The sequence below is a fragment of the Streptomyces sp. NPDC059740 genome (assembly GCF_042733155.1).
In the GTDB taxonomy this organism is placed as follows: Bacteria; Actinomycetota; Actinomycetes; order Streptomycetales; family Streptomycetaceae; genus Streptomyces.
Genome location: NZ_JBHWGP010000001.1, coordinates 396,385 through 418,786, shown reverse-complemented (window position 1 = coordinate 418,786; position 22,402 = coordinate 396,385). Strand labels below are relative to the sequence as shown.

The following is a 22,402-nucleotide window of genomic DNA, read 5'->3' as shown; positions in this document are numbered from 1 at the left end:
GGGAGGAGGTTTCACGTGAAACCCGTCGACCCGCGTCTGCTCCGGTACGCCGGGGCCACCCGCGGCTTCCTGGTCGCCGTGGTGGTCCTCGGTCTCGCCGGGGCCGGACTGGTGATCGGGCAGGCCGTGCTCATCGCCGAGATCGTCGTCGGAGCCTTCCAGCACGACCGCACCGCCGGCGAGCTCCTCACCCCCCTCGTGCTGCTCGCCGCCGTCTCCGTGGGGCGCGGTGCGGTCTCCTGGCTCACCGAGCTGGCGGCCCACCGCGCCGGCGCCCGGGTCAAGTCCCAGCTCCGCACCCGCCTGCTGGAGCGCGCCACCGACCTCGGCCCCTCCTGGCTCTCCACCCAGCGCACCGGTGAACTGACCACGCTGGCCACCCGTGGCGTGGACGCGCTGGACGACTACTTCGCCCGCTACCTGCCGCAACTGGGGCTGGCCGTCGTGGTGCCGGTCGCCGTCCTGGTCCGCATCGCCACCGGGGACTGGCTGTCGGCGCTCATCATCCTCGTGACGCTGCCGCTGATCCCGCTGTTCATGATCCTCATCGGCTGGGCGACCCAGTCCCGGACGGACCGGCAGTGGCGCCTGCTCTCCCGCCTCTCGGGGCACTTCCTCGACGTGGTCGCCGGCCTCCCGACCCTCAAGGTCTTCGGCCGCGCCAAGGCACAGGCCGAGTCGATCCGGGCCATCACCGACGACTACCGCTCGGCCACGATGCGGACGCTGCGGATCGCCTTCCTCTCCTCCTTCGCCCTGGAGCTGCTGGCCACCCTGTCGGTCGCGCTGGTCGCCGTGAGCATCGGGCTGCGCCTGGTCAAGGGGGAGCTGGACCTCGCCACCGGGCTGACGGTGCTGGTCCTGGCCCCGGAGGCGTACCTGCCGCTGCGCCAGGTGGGGGCGCAGTACCACGCGGCGGCGGAGGGGCTCTCGGCGGCGGAGGAGGTCTTCGCCGTCCTGGAGACCGAGCCCGCTCCGGCCGGTTCGCGGCCCCTGCCCGCCCGCGGCGCCGACCTCGACCTCGTGGTGGAGGACCTGGTGGTGCGGCACGAGGGCCGGACCCGCCCGTCCCTCCCCCGCACCTCCCTCACCGTCCGCGCGGGCGAGACCGTGGCCCTGGTGGGACCCTCCGGTGCGGGCAAGACCACGCTCCTCAACGTGCTCCTGGGCTTCGTGCGGCCCAGCGAGGGACGGGTCCGGGTGGCCGGCGTCGACCTCGCCGACCTCTCCCCCGAGGAATGGCACCGCCACGTCGCCTGGGTCTCCCAGCACCCCCACCTCTTCGCCGGCACCCTCGCGGAGAACGTACGGCTCGCCCGTCCGGAGGCCGACGATGCCGCGGTCCGGCGGGCGCTGCGGGAGGCCGGCGCCCTCGACTTCGTCGACGCCCTGCCCGACGGCCTCTCGACCCGCCTGGGGGAGGCGGGCGCCGGACTCTCCGCCGGGCAGCGGCAACGCCTGGCCCTGGCCCGTGCCTTCCTCGCCGACCGCCCGGTCCTGCTGCTGGACGAGCCCACCGCCAACCTCGACGGTGCCACGGAGGCCGGGATCGTCGAGGCGGTGGGACGGCTCGCCGAGGGGCGCACCGTGCTGCTGGTCGTGCACCGCCCCGCGCTGCTGGCCGTCGCCGACCGAACGGTGGCCCTGACCGGCCCTCTCCCCGAGGACGCCGGCACCACCGCTGCCGGGGCGCCAGCCGTCGCTCCCGCTGCCGTCGGCCCGACAGCGGTCCGGGAACCGGCGGCGGAGTCCGTGGCGGCCACGCGGACGACGGGCAGCGCCGGCGGCGAGGCGGGCCGCACCCGCCGGGGCCGGCGGGCCACCGCACGACTGACCGGGCTCGCCCGGACGCGGCGGGCCCGGCTGCTGCTCGCGCTGCTCCTGGGCAGCCTCGCCCTGGGCAGCGCGGTGGGACTGATGGCGACCTCCGGATGGTTGATCTCCCGCGCCTCCCAGGAGCCGCCGGTGCTGTACCTGATGGTGGCGGTGACCGCGACCAGGACCTTCGGCATCGGCCGGGCCGCCTTCCGGTACGCCGAGCGGCTCGTCTCCCACGACACGGTCTTCCGGATCCTGGCGGACGTGCGGGTCGCCGTCTACCGGCGGCTGGAGCGCCTGGCCCCCGCCGGACTGCGCGACCGAGGGCGGGGCGACCTGCTGTCCCGGCTGGTCGCCGACGTCGACGCGGTGCAGGACCACTTCCTGCGCTGGCTGCTGCCCGTCGCCACCGCCGTGGTGGTCGGCGCCGCGGCGGTCGGTTTCGCCTGCTGGCTGCTGCCGGCGGCGGGTGCCGTCCTCGCGGCCGGGCTGGTGCTCGCCGGTGCGGTGGTGCCGGTGCTCTCCGCCGGCCTCGCCCGCCGGGCCGAACGCCGCCTGGCCCCGGCCCGCGGCGTGCTCGCCGAGCGTGTGGTGGGACTGCTGACGGGGGCCGGCGAACTGACCGTCGCCGGTGCCCTGCCCGCCCGCCGCGGCGAGGTGGCCGAGGCCGACGCGGAGCTGACGGGTGTCAGCGCCCGGTCCGCTGCCGCCGCCGGGGTGGGCGCCGGGCTCTCCGCCCTGGTCTGCGGCCTCACCGTGGTGGCTGCCGCGGCCGTGGCGGTGCCGGCCGTCCACAGCGGTCGCCTGCACGGTGTCGACCTGGCCGTCCTGCTGCTGATGCCGCTCGCCGCCTTCGAGACGGTCGCCTCCCTGCCGGCCGCGGTGCAGTTCCGCCAGCGCACCCGCAAGGCCGCCGAGCGCGTCTTCGAGGTGCTGGACGCCCCCGCTCCGGTACGGGAGCCGGAGCACCCGGAGGCGGCCCCGAAGTCCCCGTTCCCGCTGAGCCTGCGCGGGCTGACCGTCCGCCACGAGGGCGGGCAGGTGCCCGCCCTGCACGGCGTCGACCTGGATCTGAGCCCTGGGCGCCGGGTCGCGGTCGTCGGTCCCTCGGGCTCCGGCAAGACCACCCTGGCGCAGACGCTGCTCCGCTTCCTCGACCGTGAGCAGGGCACCTACACCCTGGGCGGTACGGACGCGGCCGACCTGGACGGCGACGCGGTCCGGCGGCTGGTCGGGCTGTGCGCCCAGGACGCCCACCTCTTCGACAGCTCGCTGCGCGAGAACCTCCGGCTGGCCAGGCCGGAGGCCGAGGAGGCGGACCTGTGGTCGGCGTTGCGCCGGGCCCGGCTCGCGCAGTGGGTCGCCGAGCTGCCCGAGGGACTCGACACCATGATCGGCGAACGCGGCACCCGGCTGTCGGGCGGACAGGGCCGGCGCCTGGCGCTCGCCCGCGCCCTCCTCGCCGACTTCCCCGTCCTCGTCCTGGACGAGCCGGCCGAACACCTCGACCTGGCGACGGCGGACGCCCTCACCGCGGACCTGCTCGCCGCCACCGAGGGGCACTGCAGCGTCCTCGTCACCCACCGCCTCGCCGGGCTGGAGGCCGTCGACGAGGTGGTGGTGCTCGACCGCGGCGAGGTGGTGCAGCGCGGCCCCTACCGGGAACTGGCCGAGACGGCCGGACCCTTCCGCCGCATGCTCGACCGGGAGCGGGCCGTGGACGGCGCGGTGCGAACCCCGGAGGTGGCGGGCGCCGGCCGCTGAACGGGGCGCGCCGGCCCCGGCCGGAGTGCGGGGGCCCGCTCCGAGGACCGGCCGGGCCGACCCGCGGTGACACGCAGGGCCCGCACCGCCGGACCGGCCCGGCCGACACGCGGGGCCGCACGGGTGACGGGGGCGGAAGGTCCGGAAGCCGGGGAGGGACGGGGCCGGGGGCCGGGTGGTGTCCGCCGTTGGTGGTGCGCCGGGGGAGCGGTCGGCCCGGAGGGGGGACACATGGGTCATGATCCCTTCCAGTTCCTCGACCTCGCGGCCGGACCGTACCGAGCGCGCCACCAGCAGGGCGCGGTCCCCCCGGCTCTGGCGCACGGCCACGGCAGCGGTCGGCCTCATGGCCGGCAGCCTGATAGTGCCGCTCGGCACGCTCGGGACGGCCCCCTCAGGGCAGCCGGCGCACGCACAGCGGGCCACCGCCGCGCCCGGTGGCCACCGCCCGACCCGGGCGGCCAGGGCGGCGCCCCGCCCCACCCGCGGCGTCGCCCGCCCGGGCCTGCGCGCAGCGCGCCGCTCCGCCGTGGCAGGGGACCGGCTCACGCGGCCCCTGGGTGCGGGGCAGGCACCGAGTGCGAGTCCCGCAGACCGCGTCGCTGCCGGCCGCGGAACCGGGACGGCCGGCCGGACGACGCGGTCCACACCGCAGGAGAACGACGAGGCCCCCGTCGTCCACGACGCCGAGTACCGCGCCTCCGTACAGCTCGCGGACGCCGGCCTGGCCGTCCTGCGGCTGGCGGGCAACGCGGAACGTGCGAACCGTTCCCGTGCCGCCCGCCGCTCCCCCGACCGCGACGCCCCCGCCGACCCGGGCCTGACGGCCGCGCGCGACCGGCTCACGGCCCTGGCCCACGCCGCCGTCACCAGCCCTGGCTGCGGGCGCCTGCCCCGTGCCGCCGCCGACGCGGCGGGGTTGACCGCACCGGTCACCACGCCCCACAGCGGCTGGGCCCCGCCCGTCACCGGCTACCGGCTCTCGGCCCCCTACGGTGGAACCGGCGGGCACTGGGCGAGCACCCACACCGGCCAGGACTTCGCCGTACCCGTCGGCACGCCGGTACGCACCGTGGGCGCCGGCACCGTCGAACGGGTCGACTGCGGGGACGCCTTCGGCATCAGCATGGTCGTCAAGCACGGGCCCGGGCGGTACACCCACTACGCCCACCTGTCCGCGGTGGTGGCCGCCCCCGGTAGCAGGGTCCGCCCCGGAGCGTTGATCGCGCTCTCCGGCGACACCGGCAACTCCACCGGCCCGCACCTGCACTTCGAGGCCCGCCGCACACCCGACTTCGGCTCCGAGGTCGACCCCGTGGCCTGGCTGGCGGCCCGAGGCGTCCGGGTGGGCTGAGGAGCGCCCGCCGCACGCGGTCCCGGGGGCCGGGGAGGCCCCCGACCGCCGTGGGCCCGGCTGCCGGGGAGGCCCGGCCGCACGTGGGCCCGGGTGCACGCGGGCCGGGGTGCTCGGGAGGTCCGGGCTGGGCGAGGGAGGGCCGGGCCGGGCGAGGGAGGGCCGCTAGCGCCCGTCCACGAGCTGCTCGATCACCGCGGCGACGCCGTCCTCGTTGTTGGAGGCCGTGCGGTGGGTGGTGGCGTCCAGCACATGGGGGTGGGCGTTGGCCATGGCGTAGGAGGTGCCGGCCCAGGTCAGCATCTCGATGTCGTTGGGCATGTCGCCGAACGCCACCACCTCCTCGGGCCGGACCCCGCGCTCCCGGCAGCACGCCTCCAGGGTGCTCGCCTTGCTGACCCCGAGGCCGCTCACCTCCAGCAGTGCCGTCGGGCTGGAGCGGGTGAACGAGGCGAGCGCGCCGGCCCGCTCGCGGGCCAGCAGCAGGAAGGCGTCCGGGTCGAGTTCGGGGTGGTGGGCGAGGACCTTGAGCACCGGGCGGTCCTGCGGCGAGACCCCGGCGCAGAGCAGCTTCTCGGCAGGGGCGATCACCGCGGAGGGGTCGAGGTGGAAGGGCGGGTACCGCGGCTCGTAGTGGATGCCGTCCACCCGCTCGACGGCGAAGGAGGTGCCGGGCGCCGCCTCGCGCAGGGCCGTCACCACTCCCATCGCCTCCTCGCACCCCAGCGGCCTGGTGCGGAGGATCTCCCCGCCGGCGTGCAGGTCGACCAGGGCCGCCCCGTTGGCGCAGATGGCGAGGCCGTGGCCGTGGACGTGGTCGCTGACCACGTCCATCCAGCGGGCCGGCCTGCCGGTGACGAAGAAGACCTCGATCCCGGCCCGCTCGGCTGCCGCGAGGGCGGCGACCGTGCGGTCGGAGACGGTCTTGTCGTCGCGCAGCAGCGTTCCGTCGAGGTCGGTGGCGATCAGCCGTGGCCGCCGTGCGGGCGGGGACGGCAGGGCGGCTTCTGTCAGGTGGCGGGCGGTCACCCCGACATCTTCGCCCATGGGGCGGTACAGATGTGCGAAGAGGAGCACATCTGAGGGGCCCTCACCTCGGCGGACCGGAGGCGACGGGCAACACCCGGGCGCCGGTGGGACAGCCGGGCCCCCCTCGCCCGAGGGTTGGGGCGCCGGGCTGCCCGGAACTGCGGGGAACGCCGCGGTAATGTCCCCGTCACCCTCGGGGCACGCGGGCGGCATGGGAGAGATCCGGGTCGGCACGTGCTCGTGGACGGACCGGGCGCTGGTCTCCAGCGGCTGGTATCCGAGAGGCCACCGGGACGCGGAGGGCAGGCTGCGCCACTACGCGGGCCGGTTCTCCGTGGTGGAGGTGGACGCCACTTACTACGCCCTGCCCAGCAGGCACAACAGTCTTCTGTGGGCCGAGCGCACCCCGGCCGGCTTCCGCTTCGACGTGAAGGCGTTCTCCCTGCTCACCGGGCATCCGACACGGCCGAGCGCGCTGCCCGCCGAACTGCGTCCGGCCCTCGCCCGGCAGCGGGACCGGGCCGGCACCGACCCCGGACTGCTCGACGAGGTGTGGGACCGGTTCAGCGCGGCCCTCACCCCGCTGCGGGACGCCGGCCGGCTGGGGACCCTGCTGTTCCAGTTCCCGCGGCAACTCGCTCCGGGAAGGGCGGCGGCGGCGTTCCTGAGGCAGTGCCGGGCACGGGCGGCGGGGTGGCCGGTGGCGGTGGAGTTCCGGCACCCCGGCTGGTGGCGGGAGGACCGGCGCGCCGGGACGACCGCGCTGCTGCGGGAGTTGGACGCCGCCGCCGTGGCCGTGGACATGGTCCAGACACTGCCCGCCTCCGTCCCCCCGGTCGCGCCGGTCACCTCCCCGCACCTCGCGGTGGTCCGCTTCCACGGGCGCAACAGCGCCTGGGGGACCGGCACCAAGGAGGAGCGGTTCCGGCACTCCTACACGGCCGGTGAACTGTCGGAGTGGACGCCGCGCATCCGCACCATGGCCGAGCAGGCAGGCGAGGTGCACGTCCTGTTCAACAACTGCTGCGGCGCGGCGGCTGTGCACGCCGCGGAGACCATGAGCGACCTGCTCGGCCACGCCGCGCCCGCCGGGACGGGGCACTCCTGACGGACGGTGTGCCGCGGCCGGGGCCGCCGCACACCGCACCGGAGCGTCGCGGTCACCCCAGCTGGGCGACCGCCTCGGTGGCGATCCGCTCGAAGACGGCCTGGTCGGCGGCGAAGTCCGAGTCCGGAATCGGCCAGTGCAGCGCGAGTTCGGTGAAGCCCAACTCCCGGTGGCGGCCGGCGAAGTCGACGAAGGCGTCCAGCGACTCCAGCGGCCGGGACCGCTCCGGGGTGAAGCCGGTGAGCAGGACCTTGTCCAGCTCCGTCACGTCCCGGCCGGCCTCCGCGCACGCCGCGCCGAGCCTTGCGACCTGACCGCGCAGAGCGTCGTCGGACTGTTCCGCCGTGCCCTTCGCGTACAGCTTCGGGTCGCCGGTGGTCACCCACGCCTGCCCGTGCCGCGCCGCCAGCCGCAGCCCGCGCGGCCCGGTCGCGGCGACCGCGAACGGCAGGCGGGGGCGCTGGAGGCAACCGGGGATGTTCCTGGCCTCCTCGGCCGAGTAGAACGCGCCACGGTGCGACACGGCGTCCTCGGTGAGGAGCCGGTCCAGCAGCGGTACGAACTCGCCGAACCGGTCGGCACGCTCGCGCGGGGTCCACGGGTCCTGGCCGAGCGTCGTGGCGTCGAAACCGTTGCCGCCCGCCCCGATGCCGAGCGTGATGCGGCCGCCCGAGACGTCGTCGAGCGAGATCAGCTCCTTGGCGAGCGTCACGGGGTGCCGGAAGTTGGGCGAGGTGACCAGGGTGCCCAGCCGCAGCCGCTCGGTCGCGGTGGCTGCGGCGGTGAGGGTGGGCAGGGCGCCGAACCAGGGGCCGTCGCGGAAGGAGCGCCAGGACAGGTGGTCGTAGGTGTAGGCGGCGTGGAAGCCCAGGTCCTCTGCCCGCTGCCACTGGTCGCGACCGCCCTCGTGCCAGCGGCGGACGGGAAGGATGACGGTACTCAGGCGCATGGGGCGAGCCTATGCGCAAGGCTGCCGGCGCCTCTGACGGCCTCCCTCACGCCGTGTTGACCACTGGTGACTGGTTGGTTGCTCACCGTGTCGCCCCGGGTGTCCCGGGGGCCGCCCGGCGGGGTGCCGGGAACCGGAAGACAGCGAAGATCGTCGTTCCGCTGACCCGGCCTCGAACTTTTGTCAGGCTTTCCGTCAGCGCGTGATACACCGTTCACCGAGAGACAGGTGTGGTGGTCCTGGTCGAGGCGTCCGGCTGCGGCACGGAGGCGGGGTGGGTGACTCCGGCGTGCGCGGTACCGGGCCGTGGGCCGGGAGTACCGCCGCTTCGAAGCGAAGGACGCTGATGGGTGACGTTCCGGACTCGCAGGGTGGCCCTGTGCACATATCCCGCATCGGGGAGTCCGTCCGTCTGAGATGGCTGGGCGCGGCCGGCGCTGCGGCGCTGGGACTGGCGAGCTGCCGGGCCGGGGCGCTGCCCGCGCTGCGCCCGGTGATGCACTGGTTCCAGCCGCAACCCGCCCTGACCCTGCTGGCCGCGGCGCTCGGGTATGCGGGGCTGGTGGTCCTGGTGTGCTCCTGGTGGCGGCTGGGCCGGCTGGCCTCCTCCGGTGCGGCCGGCGGGCCACGCCAGATGCTGGTGACCCTCTGCCTGTGGGCGGCCCCGCTGGCGCTCGGTGCGCCCCTGTTCAGCCGGGACGTGTACAGCTACGTCGCGCAGGGGGCCATGGCGGCGCGCGGGATGGACGTCTACCAGGCCGGGCCGGCGCTCCTGGGCGGCCCGCTGTCGGCCGCGGTCCCCGCCATGTGGCAGCACACGCCTGCCCCCTACGGCCCGGTGTTCGTGTGGCTCGCCGACCACGTGGTGCGGCTGACCGGCGAACACGTGGTCGCGGCGGCGCTCGGCATGCGGGCCGTGGCCCTCCTCGGCCTGGCGCTGATCGTCTGGGCCGTGCGCAACCTGGCCCGGGACCTGGGGGTGATGGAGGCCGGGGCGCTGTGGCTGGCCGCGCTCAACCCGCTGGTACTGGTGCACTTCGTCAGCGGTTCGCACAACGACGCGCTGATGGTCGGGCTGGTCCTGTCGGGGCTGGTGGTCGCCCGGCGCGGCAGGCCGGCCTGGGGGGCGGTGGTGATCACGCTGGCGATGCTGGTCAAGGCGCCGGCCGGGCTGGCGCTGCTGTTCCTCATACCCGCGCCGGCCGCCGGGCTGCGGGCGGTCGCCCGCAGGGCGGTGACCGTGGTGGTCTCCTCGGCCGTGACCGTGCTCGCGGCCACCCTGGTGCTCGGCTACGGCCTGGGGTGGCTGTCGACCCTGTCCACCCCGGTCTCCGGGGCGGGGGTCCTCTCGCTCGTCTCGGACGTCGGCCGGGTGCTCGGGGCCTTCACCGGCGGGCTGGGGCTGGTGGGCGGCGGCACCGTGATGTCGCTGACGAGGACCGCCGGCATGGTCCTCGCGCTGGCCGCCATCGGCTACTGGTGGACTCGGACCCGCGCGGTGGGGGTCGAGCGCGGCCTCGGCCTCGCGCTGCTGTCCCTGGTGGTGTTCGCCCCCGCCGTCCAGCCCTGGTACTTCCTGTGGGGCGCTCTGCTCCTGGCGGTGACCGCGCAGGGCCGCACCCGCACCTGGCTCGCCGCGGTCTCCGTGGGCCTGCTCTTCGCGGCGTTCCTCGACGGTCAGGTCGCCGACGTCTCCTATGCGGCCTGCGGGTACGCGGGGGCGGCGCTGGCCCTGGCCACCCTCTACCGGCTGGAGCGCACCCCCGGGAGGGGGTGGCGGTTCCGGCTCACCCCGCGGACGCCGGCGGTGCGTGGGGCCCTGCCGGCCGGGGCCCGCGGGACCGTCCGCGTGCCGCGGCCCCGGCCGAGTGTGCTGGGGGACGACGCGGCCACGGCGAGGGCCGAAGGCGGCTGAGGCCCGGCCCCCGCCCCGCCCCGTGCTGCTGCCGCCCGCCCGTGGCGTCCGGGACCTGTGGCGTCCGGGCCCTGTGGCGTCCGGGCCCTGTGGCGTCCGGGACCCGTGCTGCCGCCGCCCCGCCCTGCCGTCCGCCCTCGCCGCACTCTCCACAGAACGGGAGAAAGAGGGAGAATCGTGCTGAGGGCGGCAACACGGTGGTACGAGGACCGGGCGCCGACCGGGTCCGCGGCTGCGGGCCGCCCGCGCGGCAGGTGGGTGCGGGCCGGTCCGGACGCCACTTTGCTGCGTGCCTGCCACGGGTTGGGAGGACGACAGACCATGACACAGACACGATTCACGCCGGATCGCGGACTGACCTCACGCATGGCGACGACCATGTTCCTCATCGGCCTGCTGTACGTGGTCGTGGTGGGAGCGCTGGTCGTCCTGCTGCACGGGGCCTGGGTGGCGGTGGCCGTGATCGCCGGCGTTCTGTTCGTGGCGCAGTTCTGGTTCAGCGACCGCATCGCCGCCTTCAGCATGGGAGCGCGCGAGGTCACCCCTGACCAGGCGCCCGAGCTGCACGGAGCGGTCGACCGGTTGTGCGCGCTGGCGGACATGCCCAAGCCGCGGGTGGCGGTCGCCGACTCCGACGTCCCCAACGCCTTCGCCACGGGACGCAACCGGAAGAACTCCATGGTGTGCGTGACCACCGGCCTGCTGCGCAGACTGGAGCCGCAGGAACTGGAGGGCGTGCTCGCCCACGAGCTGTCCCATGTCGCCCACCGCGACGTGGTCGTCATGACCATCGCCTCGTTCCTCGGGGTGCTCGCAGGCGTCATCACCCGGGCCGCGCTGTGGAGCGGGGTGACGAGGAGCCGCGACCAGAACACCGCGCTGATCGTCCTCGCCGTGACCCTGGCGAGCGCGGTCATCTACGCCATCAGCTTCCTGCTGACCCGGCTGCTCTCCCGCTACCGCGAACTCTCCGCCGACCGGGCCGCCGCCATCCTCACGGCCCGCCCCTCCGCACTGGCCTCGGCACTGACGAAGGTCACCGGGCAGATCGCCCGCATCCCCACCCGCGACCTGCGGCGCGCCGAGCCCTTCAACGCCTTCTTCTTCGCCCCCGCCTTCTCCAAGGAGAGCGTGCACCACCTGCTCTCCTCGCACCCCACGCTGGAACAGCGCCTGGACCAGCTCGGCCGCCTCTCCCAGCAGCTCGGCCGGTGAACGCCGGCCACGGGGGCGGGTCCGGGTACTCGCGCCCACCACGAGCCGGTCCCGGGCCCCCGCCCCGGCGCAACCCCGGTGACGGCCCACCGCGCCAGGTGGCCGCCTCGACGGCTCCCCGCCTCCGGCCGCGACGACCAGCTCTGGAGCGTACGCATGGGTCTCCTGGACGCCCTCCTCGGGCGGAGCAAACCGGTCCGCCCCGACCTCGACCGGCTCTTCGCCCTCCCGGCAGCCGCCGTCACCCTGGAGGCCGCCGCCGGCTTCCGCCCGACCGGCTACGGCTCGGTCTGCTTCGCCGGCGGTGAGGGCGCGGGCTTCGCACGCATGGAGGAGGAGGCCGGCGCGCTCCTCACCGGCTCACCGGAGTTCCGCCGCGACGACTACGGCTACACCTGGCTGCTGACCCGCCACGACAGCGAGGACGTCGCCGGGCTCGTCAACGACCTGCACGCCGCCAACGTGACCCTCCAGGACGGAGGGTTCGCCCCCCAGCTCCTGTGCTCGCTGGTGGGCTTCCGCGACGCGCACAGCAGGTCCCTGGCCATGGTCTACCTGTACAAGCGCGGCACCTTCTACCCCTTCGCGCCGCAGCCGGGCGGCGGCGAACGGCGCGACAACGGCCTGGAACTCCAGGCGCGGGCGCTCCTCGCGGACGACCTGCGGATCGAGGAGGACCTCTCGCGCTGGTTCCCGGTCTGGGGCGCCCCGGGCCTGTGAGGGCGGGGGCGGCGCTGCCCGGGACCGCGGGAGCCGGGGCGGCGCCGCCCCGGCGCCGTCTGCGCCACTCACAGCGGCGGCCTGACCCGCGCCAGCGCACGCAGCGCCTTCGGTGCGGCACGGGAGAGGAACCGGGCGCCGCGGGCCTCCGGGGTGACGGCCACCACCGCCTGATCGCGCAGCACCGCCCGCAGGACCGCGTCGGCCACGCGCTCCGGCGGGTAGCCGCGTATGCCGTACCAGCGCGTCACCCGCTCGCGCATCCGGCGCTCCTCCTCCGGGGAGGCGCCGGCGAACCGGGCGGTGGCGGTGATCGGTGTCCGCACGATGCCGGGACACACCGCGCTGACCCCGATCCCGCGCCCCGCCAACTCGGCCCGCAGACATTCGCTGAGCATGAGGACGGCCGCCTTGGAGGTGCTGTAGGCGGGCAGCGTTCGGGAGGGCTGGTAGGCGGCGGCCGAGGCGGTGTTGACGATGTGGCCGCCCTGTCGCCTCGCCGCCATCTGCGCCCCGAAGGCCCGGCAGCCGTGGACGACGCCCATGAGGTTGACGTCGAGGACCTGCCGCCAGTCCGCCACGGTGGTGTCCAGGAAGGCGCCGGAGAAACCGATGCCGGCGTTGTTCACCAGGACGTCGACGACCCCGGCCCCAGTGGCCGTCCGCTCGGCGAGTTCCGCCATCGCCGTGGCGTCCGCGACGTCCACCACCTCCGCCCAGGCCTCGGCGGCGCCCTGGTGCTCCGCCTCGGTGACGGTGCGGGCCGCACCGGCGGCGTCGCGGTCGGCGACGATCACGCGGGCCCCGGCGCGGGCGAAGGCGAGCGCCGTGGCCCGGCCGATGCCGCTCGCCCCACCGGTGACGAGGACCAGTTGCCCCCCGAAGCGCTCGGCCGCCTCCCGGCGCAGCGCCGACTGCCCGCGTGCCGGGCGCCGCCGCGGCCCGCCGGGGACCGCCGGCCGGGGGCGGCGGGTGAGGACCGTGGCCCCGGCGCCGCCGGCTTCCTCCGAAGACGGCGGCGCCGGGTGCTCAGCTGTGAAGTCGCCGATCCAGCGCACCAGTTGGTCGGGCCTGGTCCGCGGGAGCCAGTGTCCGGCCGGGACGGTGCGGCGCACCAGGCCGGGCGCCCACCGGTCGAGGTCGTCGTAGAGGCGGGGGGAGAGGAAGACGTCACCGGTGGGCGTGACGAGCTGGACGGGGCAGTGCGCGACGGGTTCGGGCCGCGGACGGGTCAGCCTGGCGCGCACGTTGTCCCGGTAGAGCCACGCGCCGTGCGCGGCGTCCTGCGGCAGGGACGCGGTCGGGTAGGGGCCCGGCGGCAGCTTCTCGACGCGGGCCAGCATCCGCGGCCACCGCGCACCCAGCGGTCCGCGCCAGAACAGCTCGGGCAGCACCGGGACGTGCAGCGCGTAGACGTACCAGGACCGCATCCCCTGCCCCACGAGCTGGGCCCAGCCCCGCGGGTCGAGCCGTTTGCGGCGCTCGGCGATCCAGTGGCCGAAGTGGTCCAGCGAGGGGCCGGAGACCGAGGTGAACGAGGCGAGCCGGCCGCGGGTGCGGGGCGTGGTGGCGAACTCCCACCCCTGCACCGAGCCCCAGTCGTGCCCCACCAGATGGACGGGGGCGGTGGGGGCCACGGCGTCGAGCACGGCCAGGAAGTCGTCCGTCAGCCGCTCCAGGGTGAAGCCGCCCCGGAGCGGGACCGGCGCGCCGGAGTCGCCGTGGCCGCGTACGTCATAGGCCACCACGTGCAGTCCGCGGGCGGCCAGCCCCGGCGCCACCAGCGACCAGACCTCCTTGTTGTCGGGGTAGCCGTGGACCAGCACCACCGTGGGCCGGGACGGGGCGGGCTCCCCCCACTCCTGCACGCACAGGTCGACCTCGCCGGACCGCACCCGGCGCTCCCGGGGCGAGCCGCCGCCCCCGGCGGCCCGCCGCGTCGTGTCACCGCGCGGGTCACTCCCCGATGTCGTGGCCACGTTGCCTCCGCTCTCCGTCCCCCCGACCGCCGCACAGCAGCCGGTACCGGCCCGGGCCCGCACGCCCCCGCCGCAGCCGCGGGCGCCCCGCCGTCCCCGTGTCGCCGGGGGCGGGCCCCGTCCGGCCACGACGAATGTCGCAACCCCGGCCGACCGGGTCAAGGGGCCCTGGCCGCCTGTGGACAACCCGCCTCTCCCCGGCTGCCTGCGAGAACGCCCGGCTCCGGTGCGGGGGCGGCCCGTCGGCGGGAGCGCCGGAGCCCGCCCGGCAGCGCGGGCCGGCCGGCGCCGCGGTCCACCCCGGCGTGAGGCCCCCGGCATCCCGCCGAGGACTCATCCGGCCTCCACCGCAGTGGCGCGGGAACCGGAACCCTGGTGCGACCCCTACGGGCCCCCTACACCCCTGGGTTGAGGGGCATGCCCTCTCCCAGGCTGACGCCGGGCCCGGCTCCCGGCCCTACCGTCGAACCCGTGACTGTGATCGAGATCGAGCGACTCACCAAGCGGTACCCCGTGCGGGGGCCGGCCGGCAAAGGCGGCCAGGTCACCGCCCTCGACGGCCTCACCGTCTCCGTCGGCGAGGGCGTCACCGGGCTCGTCGGCTCGAACGGCGCGGGGAAGTCCACTCTGCTCAAGGTGTTGTTGGGGCTCTCGCCGGCGACCGAGGGGCAGGCCCGCGTGCTCGGTCGGGACGTCGCGCGGGAGGGCGCGGCGATACGCGAGGCCGTCGGGTACATGCCCGAACACGACTGCCTCCCGCCGGACGTGTCCGCCACCGAGTTCGTCGTCCACATGGCGCGGATGTCCGGCCTCCCGCCCGCTGCGGCCCGGGAGCGGACCGCCGACGTCCTGCGGCACGTCGGACTCCACGAGGAGCGGTACCGCCCCGTCGGCGGCTACTCCACCGGCATGCGGCAACGCGTCAAGCTGGCCCAGGCGCTGGTGCACGACCCGCGACTGGTCTTCCTCGACGAACCCACCAACGGGCTCGACCCGGTGGGCCGGGACGAGATGCTGGCCCTGATCCGCCGTGTCCACCGGGACTTCGGCATCTCCGTCCTGGTCACCTCCCATCTCCTGGGCGAGTTGGAGCGCACCTGCGACCACGTGGTGATCATCGACGGCGGGACGCTGCTGCGCTCCTCGGCCACCGACGACTTCGTCCGCGCCACCACCAGCCTCGCGGTGGAGGTCAACGACACCGCGCGGTGCCCGGACGCCACCGCGGCGCTGCACACCGCGCTCCGCAGCCGGGGCGTGGCCGTGGAGGTGCCCGGTGGTGCGGACGTGACGCTCGCGCCGGGCACGGCGGGCCGCGTGCTGTACGTCGAGGCCGCCGACCCGGCCACCTCGGACGTGATCCGGGACGCCGTGGTGGACCTCGGCGCCGGACTGGTCCGCATGGAGGTGCGGCGCCACCGGATCTCGGAGGTCTTCCAGGAGCACCACACCGGCCCCGCGCCCGCTGCGACCCGGCACCCGGCCCCGTCCGGGGCGCCCCGGGCCGTACCCGACCACGGAGGAACCTCCGATGCCCCCTGAGACGCGCCCGACCGCCCCGCCGACCGCTCACCCGAGCGGCCCGCCGGGCAGCGAGGACCGCCGCAACGTCATCCACGACATCGGCTACCGCCACTACGACGGCCCCCGGCTGGGCCGTTCCTACGCCCGCCGTTCGCTGTTCACCCAGAGCCTGCGGGGCGCCTACGGCCTGGGGCGGTCCGCCCGCACCAAGGTGCTGCCGATGATCCTGTTCGCGGCGATGTGCCTGCCGGCGGGCATCATCGTCGCCGTCACCGTCTTCGCCCACCTGCGGGACCTGCCGGTCGAGTACACCCGCTACGCGGTCTACCTGCAGGCGGTCATCGGCCTCTTCCTCGCCTCCCAGGCCCCGCAGGCGGTCTCCCGCGACCTGCGGTTCGGCACCATGCCGCTCTACTTCTCCCGCCCCGCCGAGCGCGTCGACTACGTGGTGGCGAAGTTCGCCGCCCTCACCTGCGCCCTCCTGCTGCTGACGGGCACCCCGCTGGTGATCCTCTACCTCGGTTCGCTGCTGGCCAAGCTGGACTTCGGCCACCAGACGGCGGGCTTCGCCCAGGGGATGGTGGCGGCCGTCCTGCTGTCGCTGCTGTTCGCCGGTATCGGTCTGGTGATCGCCGCCCTCACCCCGCGGCGCGGCTTCGGGGTGGCCGCGGTGATCGCCGCGATGACCGTGCCGTACGCCGCCGTCAGCGCCGTCGAGGGCATCGCCTACGCACGGGGCGCCGGCACGGCCGAGACCTGGGTCGGGCTGTTCTCACCGATCACCCTCGTCGACGGGGTGCAGTCGGCGTTCCTCGGCGCGACACCCGCCACCCCCGGCGGAGCGGGCCCCTCCGCCGCCGTGGGCTGCGTCTACCTGCTGCTGCTCCTCGCGGCCGTCGCGGGCTCCTACGCACTGCTGCTCCGCCGCTACCGGAAGGCCGGGTTGTGACCACCCTCGTCCTCGACCACGTCTCGCGCTGGTTCGGCAACGTCGTCGCCGTCAACGACGTGACGCTCAGCATCGGCCCCGGCGTCACGGGTCTGCTCGGCCCCAACGGAGCGGGCAAGTCGACGCTGATCACCATGATGGCCGGCTTCCTCGCGCCCTCCGACGGCACGGTGACGCTCGACGGCCGCCCGGTCTGGCGCAACGCGTCGGTCTACCGCGACATCGGGATGGTGCCGGAGCGCGAGGCGGTCCACGAGTTCCTCACCGGCCGCGAGTTCGTGCTCGCCAACGCCGAACTGCACGGCCTGGGCGCGGCCGAGGCGGACCGGGCGCTGGCGACGGTCGACATGCGCCACGCCCAGGACCGCCGCATCTCCACCTACAGCAAGGGCATGCGGCAGCGCGTGAAGATGGCCTCCGCTCTCGTCCACGACCCGTCGGTACTGCTGCTGGACGAACCGTTCAACGGCATGGACCCGCGCCAGCGCAGCCACCTGATGTCCCTGCTGCGCGACATGGGGGAGGCCGGCAGGTCGGTGCTCTTCTCCTCGCACATCCTGGAGGAGGTCGAGCAACTCGCCTCGCACATCGAGGTGGTGGTGGCCGGCCGCCACGCGGCCTCCGGGGACTTCCGCGAGATCCGGCGCCTGATGACGGACCGGCCGCACCGCTACCTCGTGCGGTCCGACGACGACCGGGCCCTGGCCGCGGCGCTCATAGCCGACCCCTCCACCTCGGGCGTCGAAGTGGACGAGGCCGAGGGGGCCCTGCACGTCCAGGCGGTCGACTTCGCCCGCTTCACCGAGCTGTTGCCGCGCGTCGCCCGCGACCACGGCATCCGGCTGCTCACCGTCTCGCCGGCGGACGAGTCGCTGGAGTCGGTCTTCTCCTACCTCGTCGCCGCCTGAAGGAGCCCGCAGTGCCCACCCCTTCCTCCCCCTCGACCCCGGTGGCCGGCCCGGGCGCCACCACGGCGCCGCCCCCGCCCCCGGTGCGCTCCGGCCTCTACCACCCGACGGTGGCCCGGCTGACCTTCCGGGCGCTGCTGGGACGCCGCCGCGCCCTGGTACTCCTCGCCCTGCCGGTGCTGCTCCTGCTGATCTCGGTGGCGGTCAGGCTCCTGACCGGGGCCGACGACGCCACGGCGAACACCGTCCTCGGCGGGTTCGCCCTGGGGACCATGGTGCCGCTGGTGGGTGTGGTGGTCGGCTCCGGAGCGATCGGTTCCGAGATCGACGACGGGTCGGTGGTCTACCTCCTGGCCAAGCCGGTCTCCCGCGCCACCATCCTGCTCACCAAGCTGCTCGTCGCCGTGGGCGTCAGCGCGGCCCTCTGCGTGGTCCCGGTCCTCCTCTCCGGCCTGGTACTGGCCGGCGGCGGACAGGGCATCGCGGTGGCCTACGCGCTCGCCACCCTGGTCGCGTGCGTGGCCTACGGCGCCGTCTTCCTGCTCCTGGGCGTGGTCACCCGCCATGCCGTGGTGTTCGGGCTGGTCTACGCGCTGGTGTGGGAGGCCTTCGTCGGCAACCTCGTGCCGGGGGCGCGGACCCTCAGCGTCCAGCAGTGGGCCCTCGCGGTCGGCGGGCGGGCCGCCGCCGACTCAGCGGTGACCTCGGACGTCGGCCTGCCGCTCGCGGTGGTCCTGCTGGTCGCCGTCACCGTCCTCGCCACCTGGTACGCGGTGCGGCGGCTGCGGACGCACACGGTCAGCGGCGAGGAGTGACCCGGACGCGGTACGCCGGGCGCCTGCGGGCCAGGACCTCGCGGACCAGGGCGGCCCGGCGGGCGGAGAGGCGGCTCAGCGGGCGAAGAGGCGCTCCAGGACGACCGCGATGCCGTCCTCGTCGTGGGAGGCGGTGACCTCGTCGGCGACCGCCTTCAGCTCCTCGTGGGCGTTGGCCATGGCCACACCGTGGCCCGCCCAGCCGAACATCGGCACGTCGTTGGGCATGTCGCCGAAGGCGATGGTCTCCGCCGCGGTCACCCCGAGGCGGCGGGCGGCGAGGGAGAGACCGGTGGCCTTGCTCAGGCCCAGCGGCAGCAGTTCGACTATGCCCTTCCCGGCCATCGTCACCCCGACGAGCTGCCCGGCGACCTGCCGCGCGAGCTGCGCCAGCTCGTCGTCACCGAGCTCCTCGTGCTGGAGGTAGAGCTTGTTCAGGGGCGCCGCCCACAGCTCGGCGGTGTCCTCGACGCGCAGGTTCGGCAGCGGGCCCTCCTGCACCCGGTAGCCGGGGCCGACGACGACCTGGCCGGTCAGCCCGTCCCGGCTCGCCGCCAGTCGCAGCGGCCCGGCCTCCGCCTCGATCTTCGCCACCGCCAGAGCGGCGAGCTGCCGGTCCAGGGTGACGGAGGTCAGCAGCCGGTGTTCGCCCGCGTGGTAGACCTGCCCGCCCTGACCGCAGACCGCGAGGCCCTGGTAGCCGAGGTCGTCGAGGATGTGCCGGGTCCACGGCACGGCCCGCCCGGTGACGACGATGTGCGCCGCCCCCGCCGCACTCGCGGTGGCGAGTGCGGCGCGGGTACGCGCGGAGACGGTGTCGTCGCTGCGCAGCAGCGTGCCGTCCAGGTCGGTCGCGACCAGCCGGTAGGGCGGCGTGGGACTCTCGGCCGGGTGGCCGTCCGCGGTGGCGGAGGGGCAGGGGGCGGTCATCGGGCGACCGGCTCCAGGCTCTCCCGGCCGCCGAGGTAGGGACGGAGCACCGGCGGCACCCAGACCGAGCCGTCCGCCTGCTGGTGGTTCTCCAGCAGCGCGACGATGGTCCGCGGCACGGCGCACAGCGTGCCGTTGAGGGTGGCCAGCGGCTGCACCTTCTTGCCGTCCCGCATACGGACCGAGAGCCGGCGGGACTGGAACTCGTCGCAGTTCGAGGCGGAGGTCAGCTCGCGGTACTTGCCCTGCGTGGGAATCCAGGCCTCGCAGTCGAACTTCCGCGAGGCCGAGGCCCCCAGGTCGCCGGTGGCCACGTCGATGACCTGGAACGGCAGCCCCAGGCCGGAGAGCCACTGCTTCTCCCAGTCCAGCAGCCGGGCGTGCTCGGCCTCGGCGTCCTCCGGCGCGACGAAGGAGAACATCTCGACCTTGTCGAACTGGTGGACGCGGAAGATGCCCCGGGTGTCCTTGCCGTAGGTACCGGCCTCGCGACGGAAGCACGGCGAGAAACCGGCGTACCGCAGGGGGAGCCGGTCGGCGTCGATGATCTCGTCCATGTGGTACGCGGCGAGCGCCACCTCGGAGGTGCCGACCAGGTAGTAGTCGTCCTTCTCCAGGTGGTAGACGTTCTCCGCCGCCTGGCCGAGGAAGCCGGTGCCCGCCATGGCGTGCGGGCGCACCAGGGCCGGGGTCAGCATCGGCGTGAACCCGGCCTCGGTGGCCTGGGCGACGGCGGCGTTGACGAGCGCGAGCTCCAGCAGGGCGCCCACGCCGGTCAGGTAGTAGAAGCGCGAGCCGGAGACCTTGGCGGCCCGCTCGACGTCGATGGCGCCGAGGGCCTGGCCGAGCTCCAGGTGGTCCTTGGGCTCGAAGCCCTCCGCGGCGAAGTCCCGGATGGTGCCGTGCGTCTCCAGGACCGTGAAGTCCTCCTCGCCGCCCACCGGGACGTCGGGGTGGACGATGTTGCCGAGGCGCTGGAGCAGCTCCTGGGTCTGCTCCCGGGCCTCGTCCTGCTCGGCGTCGGCGGCCTTGACGGCGGCGGAGAGCTCGGCTGCCTTCTTCAGCAGCTCGGCCTTCTCCTCGCCGGTGGCCTTGGGGATCAGCTTGCCGAGCGCCTTCTGCTCGGTGCGCAGCTCGTCGAAGCGGACACCGGAGGACCTGCGTCGCTCGTCGGCGGAGAGGAGCGCGTCGACGAGTGCGACGTCCTCTCCTCGGGCGCGCTGGGAGGCGCGCACACGGTCGGGGTCCTCACGGAGCAGGCGAAGGTCAATCACCCCACCAGGCTACCGGCCGTGCGGCACGGTCTCGACGTGATATCCCCGGGCCCGGCCGCGGCCCGCCCTTTTCCCCCGCCATTCCACGATGTGGGACGGGTCAATGCGGGGTGCGGGCGGGGCCCGGTGTTCCGGCGAGTGCGGGCGGTGTTTCCGGAGTGCGACGGAAGGGCGGTTTGCAAGGGAAACGGTGGAAGAATTCCCGTCGTACTCCTCTCGTCGGCACTGCGGAACATCCTGCCGTTCCGCGGCCGGGGCCCTGGCCGATTCCCGCCGCTCCCGTACAGCCCGTTGGTGCCAGTGCAGTTGACGGATGCCCTCACGGTGTGGACGGCGATCTTTCTGTCCACAGGTGTGTCGAGGAAAGGGCCTGTTGTCCACAGGTTGTGTGTGTGCACTGTGGAAGTCGGAGGGTGACATTCCGATTCGCCCCTCCTGCGGCAATCACCGACACTCTTCCGTGTCGCAAACCTCCCTCGCGCACTCTTTCGGGTGGCTTTGGCTCCCTCGTCGGGGCGAAGGTGTCGTCTTCGCTGACATGGAGGGCCGCGATGGCGCCTGGCGTGCTCTGGGGTGTTTTGTCGACCCTGTTCCTTTTGTCGGTTGTCGCCGTGTCGACTTATCCCCAGCCCTGAACGGCCTGGACGGTCAGCCTGTGGATAACTCTGTGGACAACTACGGCCGTCCCGTTTCGGCCTGCGCGGAAGCCCGTCCCGCCGCGTCTCCGCCAGCCAGTGGACAGTTGACCGACACGTCACCCTCGGTGTCCGGTCACCCGGAAGCCGGCTACGTGCGCTCCGGTCGTCCGCGTCCTGAGGGGCGGGCCCTCACGCCCGCGTCCGGTGCCTTGAGCCCGCTCCCTGCGCCGGGAGGCGGCGGCCGGGGCGAGCACCCGTCACCGGTGGTCGCCCAGGGCGTGGGCCACCGGCGCGGCGGACGACGGGACCCGGCCCCGCGTCGCCCCGCCCGGCTCCTTCCGCTTCCCGGGCCGCCCGGCTCCCCCCGCTTCGGGGGCCGCCCGGCTCCCCCCGCTTCCGGGGTCGCCCGGCCCCGGCCCGCCCACCCGCGGGCCCGGTTCGCCGCCCTCTGCCGCCGCGCCTGCGCCGGGTCCCTCAGACCCGGCCGTCCAGACACCGCGAGAGCCAGTCCGCGGCCTGGGTGAACGCCGCGTCGGCGGTCTCCGCGCGCACCTGGGGCTCGACGCGGTCGGCGCGCGGATAGGAACCGAGGAACCGCACCCCGCGGCAGACCCGGTGCAGCGCCATCAGGACCTCGCCCACCCGGCGGTCCGTGACGTGTCCCTCGCAGTCGATCGAGAAGCAGTACCGGCCGATGCCCTCGCCCGTGGGGCGCGACTCGATGCGCATCATGTTCACGCCCCGGGAGGCGTACTCGTGGAGCAGTTCCAGCAGTGCGCCCGGGTGGTCCTGTTGCAGCCACAGCACGACGGAGGTCTTGTCGGCCCCCGTGCGGGCGGCGGGCCGCGCGGGCCGGCCGACCAGGACGAACCGGGTGGTGGCGTTCTGCGCGTCGTGGATGTCGGTGACCAGCGGCTCCAGCGCGTACCGCTCGGCGGCGAAGACACCGGCGAACGCCCCGTCGTACCGGCCCTCCTGCACCAGCCGGGCACCGTCGGCGTTCGAGGCGGACGACGACCAGGCGGCGTCCGGCAGGTGCTCGGCGAGCCAGCGGCGCACCTGCGGCTGGGCCACCGGATGCCCGGTGACGGTCTTCACGTCCGCCAGCGCCGTACCGGGCCGCACCAGCAGCGCGAAGGCGATGGGCAGCAGCACCTCGCGGTAGATCATCAGCGGTTCGCCGGCGGACAGCTCGTCCAGCGTGGCGGTCACGCCGCCCTCGACGGAGTTCTCGATGGGCACCAGAGCACCGGCCGCCTCGCCGGACCGCACGGCGTCGAGTGCCGCCGGTACGGAGACCGTGGGCGTCAGCTCGCGCGTCGCGGCCTCCGGCAGCGTGCGCAGCGCCGCCTCGGTGAAGGTTCCCTCGGGGCCGAGGTAGGTGTAGCGGCTGGTCGACATCAGCGATGTTCTCCTCCGTACGGGAGGGCCAGTATCACCCATTCCGCCCTTCCCCCGGACGGGCAGGTACGGCCCCCGGCCCTGCCCCGCGGCCCGCCTCCGGGGCCCGCGC

At 74.9% G+C, this 22,402-nt stretch carries 16 protein-coding genes; 10 read left to right on the top strand and 6 right to left on the bottom strand.

Annotated features, from left to right (window positions below; genetic code table 11):
- Positions 1 to 15: 15 nt before the first annotated feature.
- Positions 16 to 3,582, top strand: coding sequence for a thiol reductant ABC exporter subunit CydD (gene cydD, locus ACFV3R_RS01500; RefSeq protein ID WP_385573391.1), 3,567 nt, complete (start codon positions 16 to 18; stop codon positions 3,580 to 3,582).
- Between the two features lie 238 nt (positions 3,583 to 3,820).
- Complete coding sequence (locus ACFV3R_RS01495) at positions 3,821 to 4,936, top strand: peptidoglycan DD-metalloendopeptidase family protein (RefSeq protein ID WP_385573389.1); 1,116 nt, start codon at positions 3,821 to 3,823, stop codon at positions 4,934 to 4,936.
- Positions 4,937 to 5,101: 165 nt separating this feature from the next.
- On the opposite strand, the gene ACFV3R_RS01490 is transcribed toward ACFV3R_RS01495, so the two are convergent.
- Positions 5,102 to 5,983 carry an HAD family hydrolase gene (locus ACFV3R_RS01490; RefSeq protein WP_385573387.1) on the bottom strand — a complete coding sequence of 294 codons (882 nt, stop codon included), beginning with the start codon at positions 5,981 to 5,983 and terminating at the stop codon, positions 5,102 to 5,104.
- A gap of 193 nt (positions 5,984 to 6,176) precedes the next feature.
- Between ACFV3R_RS01490 and ACFV3R_RS01485 the strand changes: the two genes are divergently transcribed.
- Positions 6,177 to 7,073 (top strand): DUF72 domain-containing protein, encoded by an 897-nt coding sequence (locus tag ACFV3R_RS01485; protein WP_385574232.1) that lies wholly within the window; start codon positions 6,177 to 6,179, stop codon positions 7,071 to 7,073.
- A 52-nt stretch (positions 7,074 to 7,125) separates the two neighbouring features.
- Here ACFV3R_RS01485 and ACFV3R_RS01480 read toward each other — a convergent pair whose 3' ends face one another.
- Positions 7,126 to 8,022 (bottom strand): LLM class flavin-dependent oxidoreductase, encoded by an 897-nt coding sequence (locus ACFV3R_RS01480; RefSeq protein ID WP_385573385.1) that lies wholly within the window; start codon positions 8,020 to 8,022, stop codon positions 7,126 to 7,128.
- Between the two features lie 346 nt (positions 8,023 to 8,368).
- On the opposite strand from ACFV3R_RS01480, the gene mptB reads away from it, so the two are divergent.
- The 3 genes from mptB (at position 8,369) to ACFV3R_RS01465 (ending at position 11,872) form a co-directional block, all read left to right on the top strand.
- Positions 8,369 to 9,937 carry a polyprenol phosphomannose-dependent alpha 1,6 mannosyltransferase MptB gene (gene mptB / locus ACFV3R_RS01475; RefSeq protein WP_385573383.1) on the top strand — a complete coding sequence of 523 codons (1,569 nt, stop codon included), beginning with the start codon at positions 8,369 to 8,371 and terminating at the stop codon, positions 9,935 to 9,937.
- A 321-nt stretch (positions 9,938 to 10,258) separates the two neighbouring features.
- Positions 10,259 to 11,152: a zinc metalloprotease HtpX gene (gene htpX, locus ACFV3R_RS01470; RefSeq protein ID WP_385573380.1), complete on the top strand. Its 894-nt coding sequence runs from the start codon at positions 10,259 to 10,261 to the stop codon at positions 11,150 to 11,152.
- 156 nt (positions 11,153 to 11,308) lie between these two features.
- Complete coding sequence (locus tag ACFV3R_RS01465; RefSeq protein ID WP_385573378.1) at positions 11,309 to 11,872, top strand: hypothetical protein; 564 nt, start codon at positions 11,309 to 11,311, stop codon at positions 11,870 to 11,872.
- 68 nt (positions 11,873 to 11,940) lie between these two features.
- Here ACFV3R_RS01465 and ACFV3R_RS01460 read toward each other — a convergent pair whose 3' ends face one another.
- Complete coding sequence (locus ACFV3R_RS01460; protein WP_385574228.1) at positions 11,941 to 13,767, bottom strand: SDR family oxidoreductase; 1,827 nt, start codon at positions 13,765 to 13,767, stop codon at positions 11,941 to 11,943.
- Positions 13,768 to 14,328: 561 nt separating this feature from the next.
- Between ACFV3R_RS01460 and ACFV3R_RS01455 the strand changes: the two genes are divergently transcribed.
- From ACFV3R_RS01455 to ACFV3R_RS01440, 4 genes are all read left to right on the top strand, one after another.
- Positions 14,329 to 15,393 (top strand): ABC transporter ATP-binding protein, encoded by a 1,065-nt coding sequence (locus ACFV3R_RS01455; protein WP_385574225.1) that lies wholly within the window; start codon positions 14,329 to 14,331, stop codon positions 15,391 to 15,393.
- Positions 15,383 to 16,324, top strand: a complete 942-nt coding sequence (locus ACFV3R_RS01450; RefSeq protein ID WP_385573376.1) for an ABC transporter permease — start codon at positions 15,383 to 15,385, stop codon at positions 16,322 to 16,324. Before ACFV3R_RS01455 ends, ACFV3R_RS01450 begins: the two co-directional genes overlap by 11 nt.
- Positions 16,321 to 17,232 (top strand): ABC transporter ATP-binding protein, encoded by a 912-nt coding sequence (locus ACFV3R_RS01445; RefSeq protein WP_385573374.1) that lies wholly within the window; start codon positions 16,321 to 16,323, stop codon positions 17,230 to 17,232. The genes ACFV3R_RS01450 and ACFV3R_RS01445 overlap by 4 nt, the downstream gene beginning before the upstream one ends.
- A gap of 83 nt (positions 17,233 to 17,315) precedes the next feature.
- Positions 17,316 to 18,047, top strand: a complete 732-nt coding sequence (locus tag ACFV3R_RS01440) for an ABC transporter permease (RefSeq protein WP_385574222.1) — start codon at positions 17,316 to 17,318, stop codon at positions 18,045 to 18,047.
- A 75-nt stretch (positions 18,048 to 18,122) separates the two neighbouring features.
- Here the strand turns inward: ACFV3R_RS01440 and ACFV3R_RS01435 are convergent, their stop codons facing one another.
- The 3 genes from ACFV3R_RS01435 to pheA form a co-directional block, all read right to left on the bottom strand.
- Positions 18,123 to 18,977, bottom strand: coding sequence for an HAD family hydrolase (locus tag ACFV3R_RS01435; protein ID WP_385573371.1), 855 nt, complete (start codon positions 18,975 to 18,977; stop codon positions 18,123 to 18,125).
- A complete protein-coding gene (gene serS / locus ACFV3R_RS01430; protein WP_385573370.1) occupies positions 18,974 to 20,251 on the bottom strand; it encodes a serine--tRNA ligase in 1,278 nt (425 codons plus the stop codon). The genes ACFV3R_RS01435 and serS overlap by 4 nt, the downstream gene beginning before the upstream one ends.
- Positions 20,252 to 21,363: 1,112 nt before the next feature.
- The gene (pheA, locus tag ACFV3R_RS01425) at positions 21,364 to 22,290 is read right to left on the bottom strand and encodes a prephenate dehydratase (protein ID WP_385573367.1); all 927 of its coding nucleotides are present in this window, start codon (positions 22,288 to 22,290) and stop codon (positions 21,364 to 21,366) included.
- Positions 22,291 to 22,402: the final 112 nt, after the last annotated feature.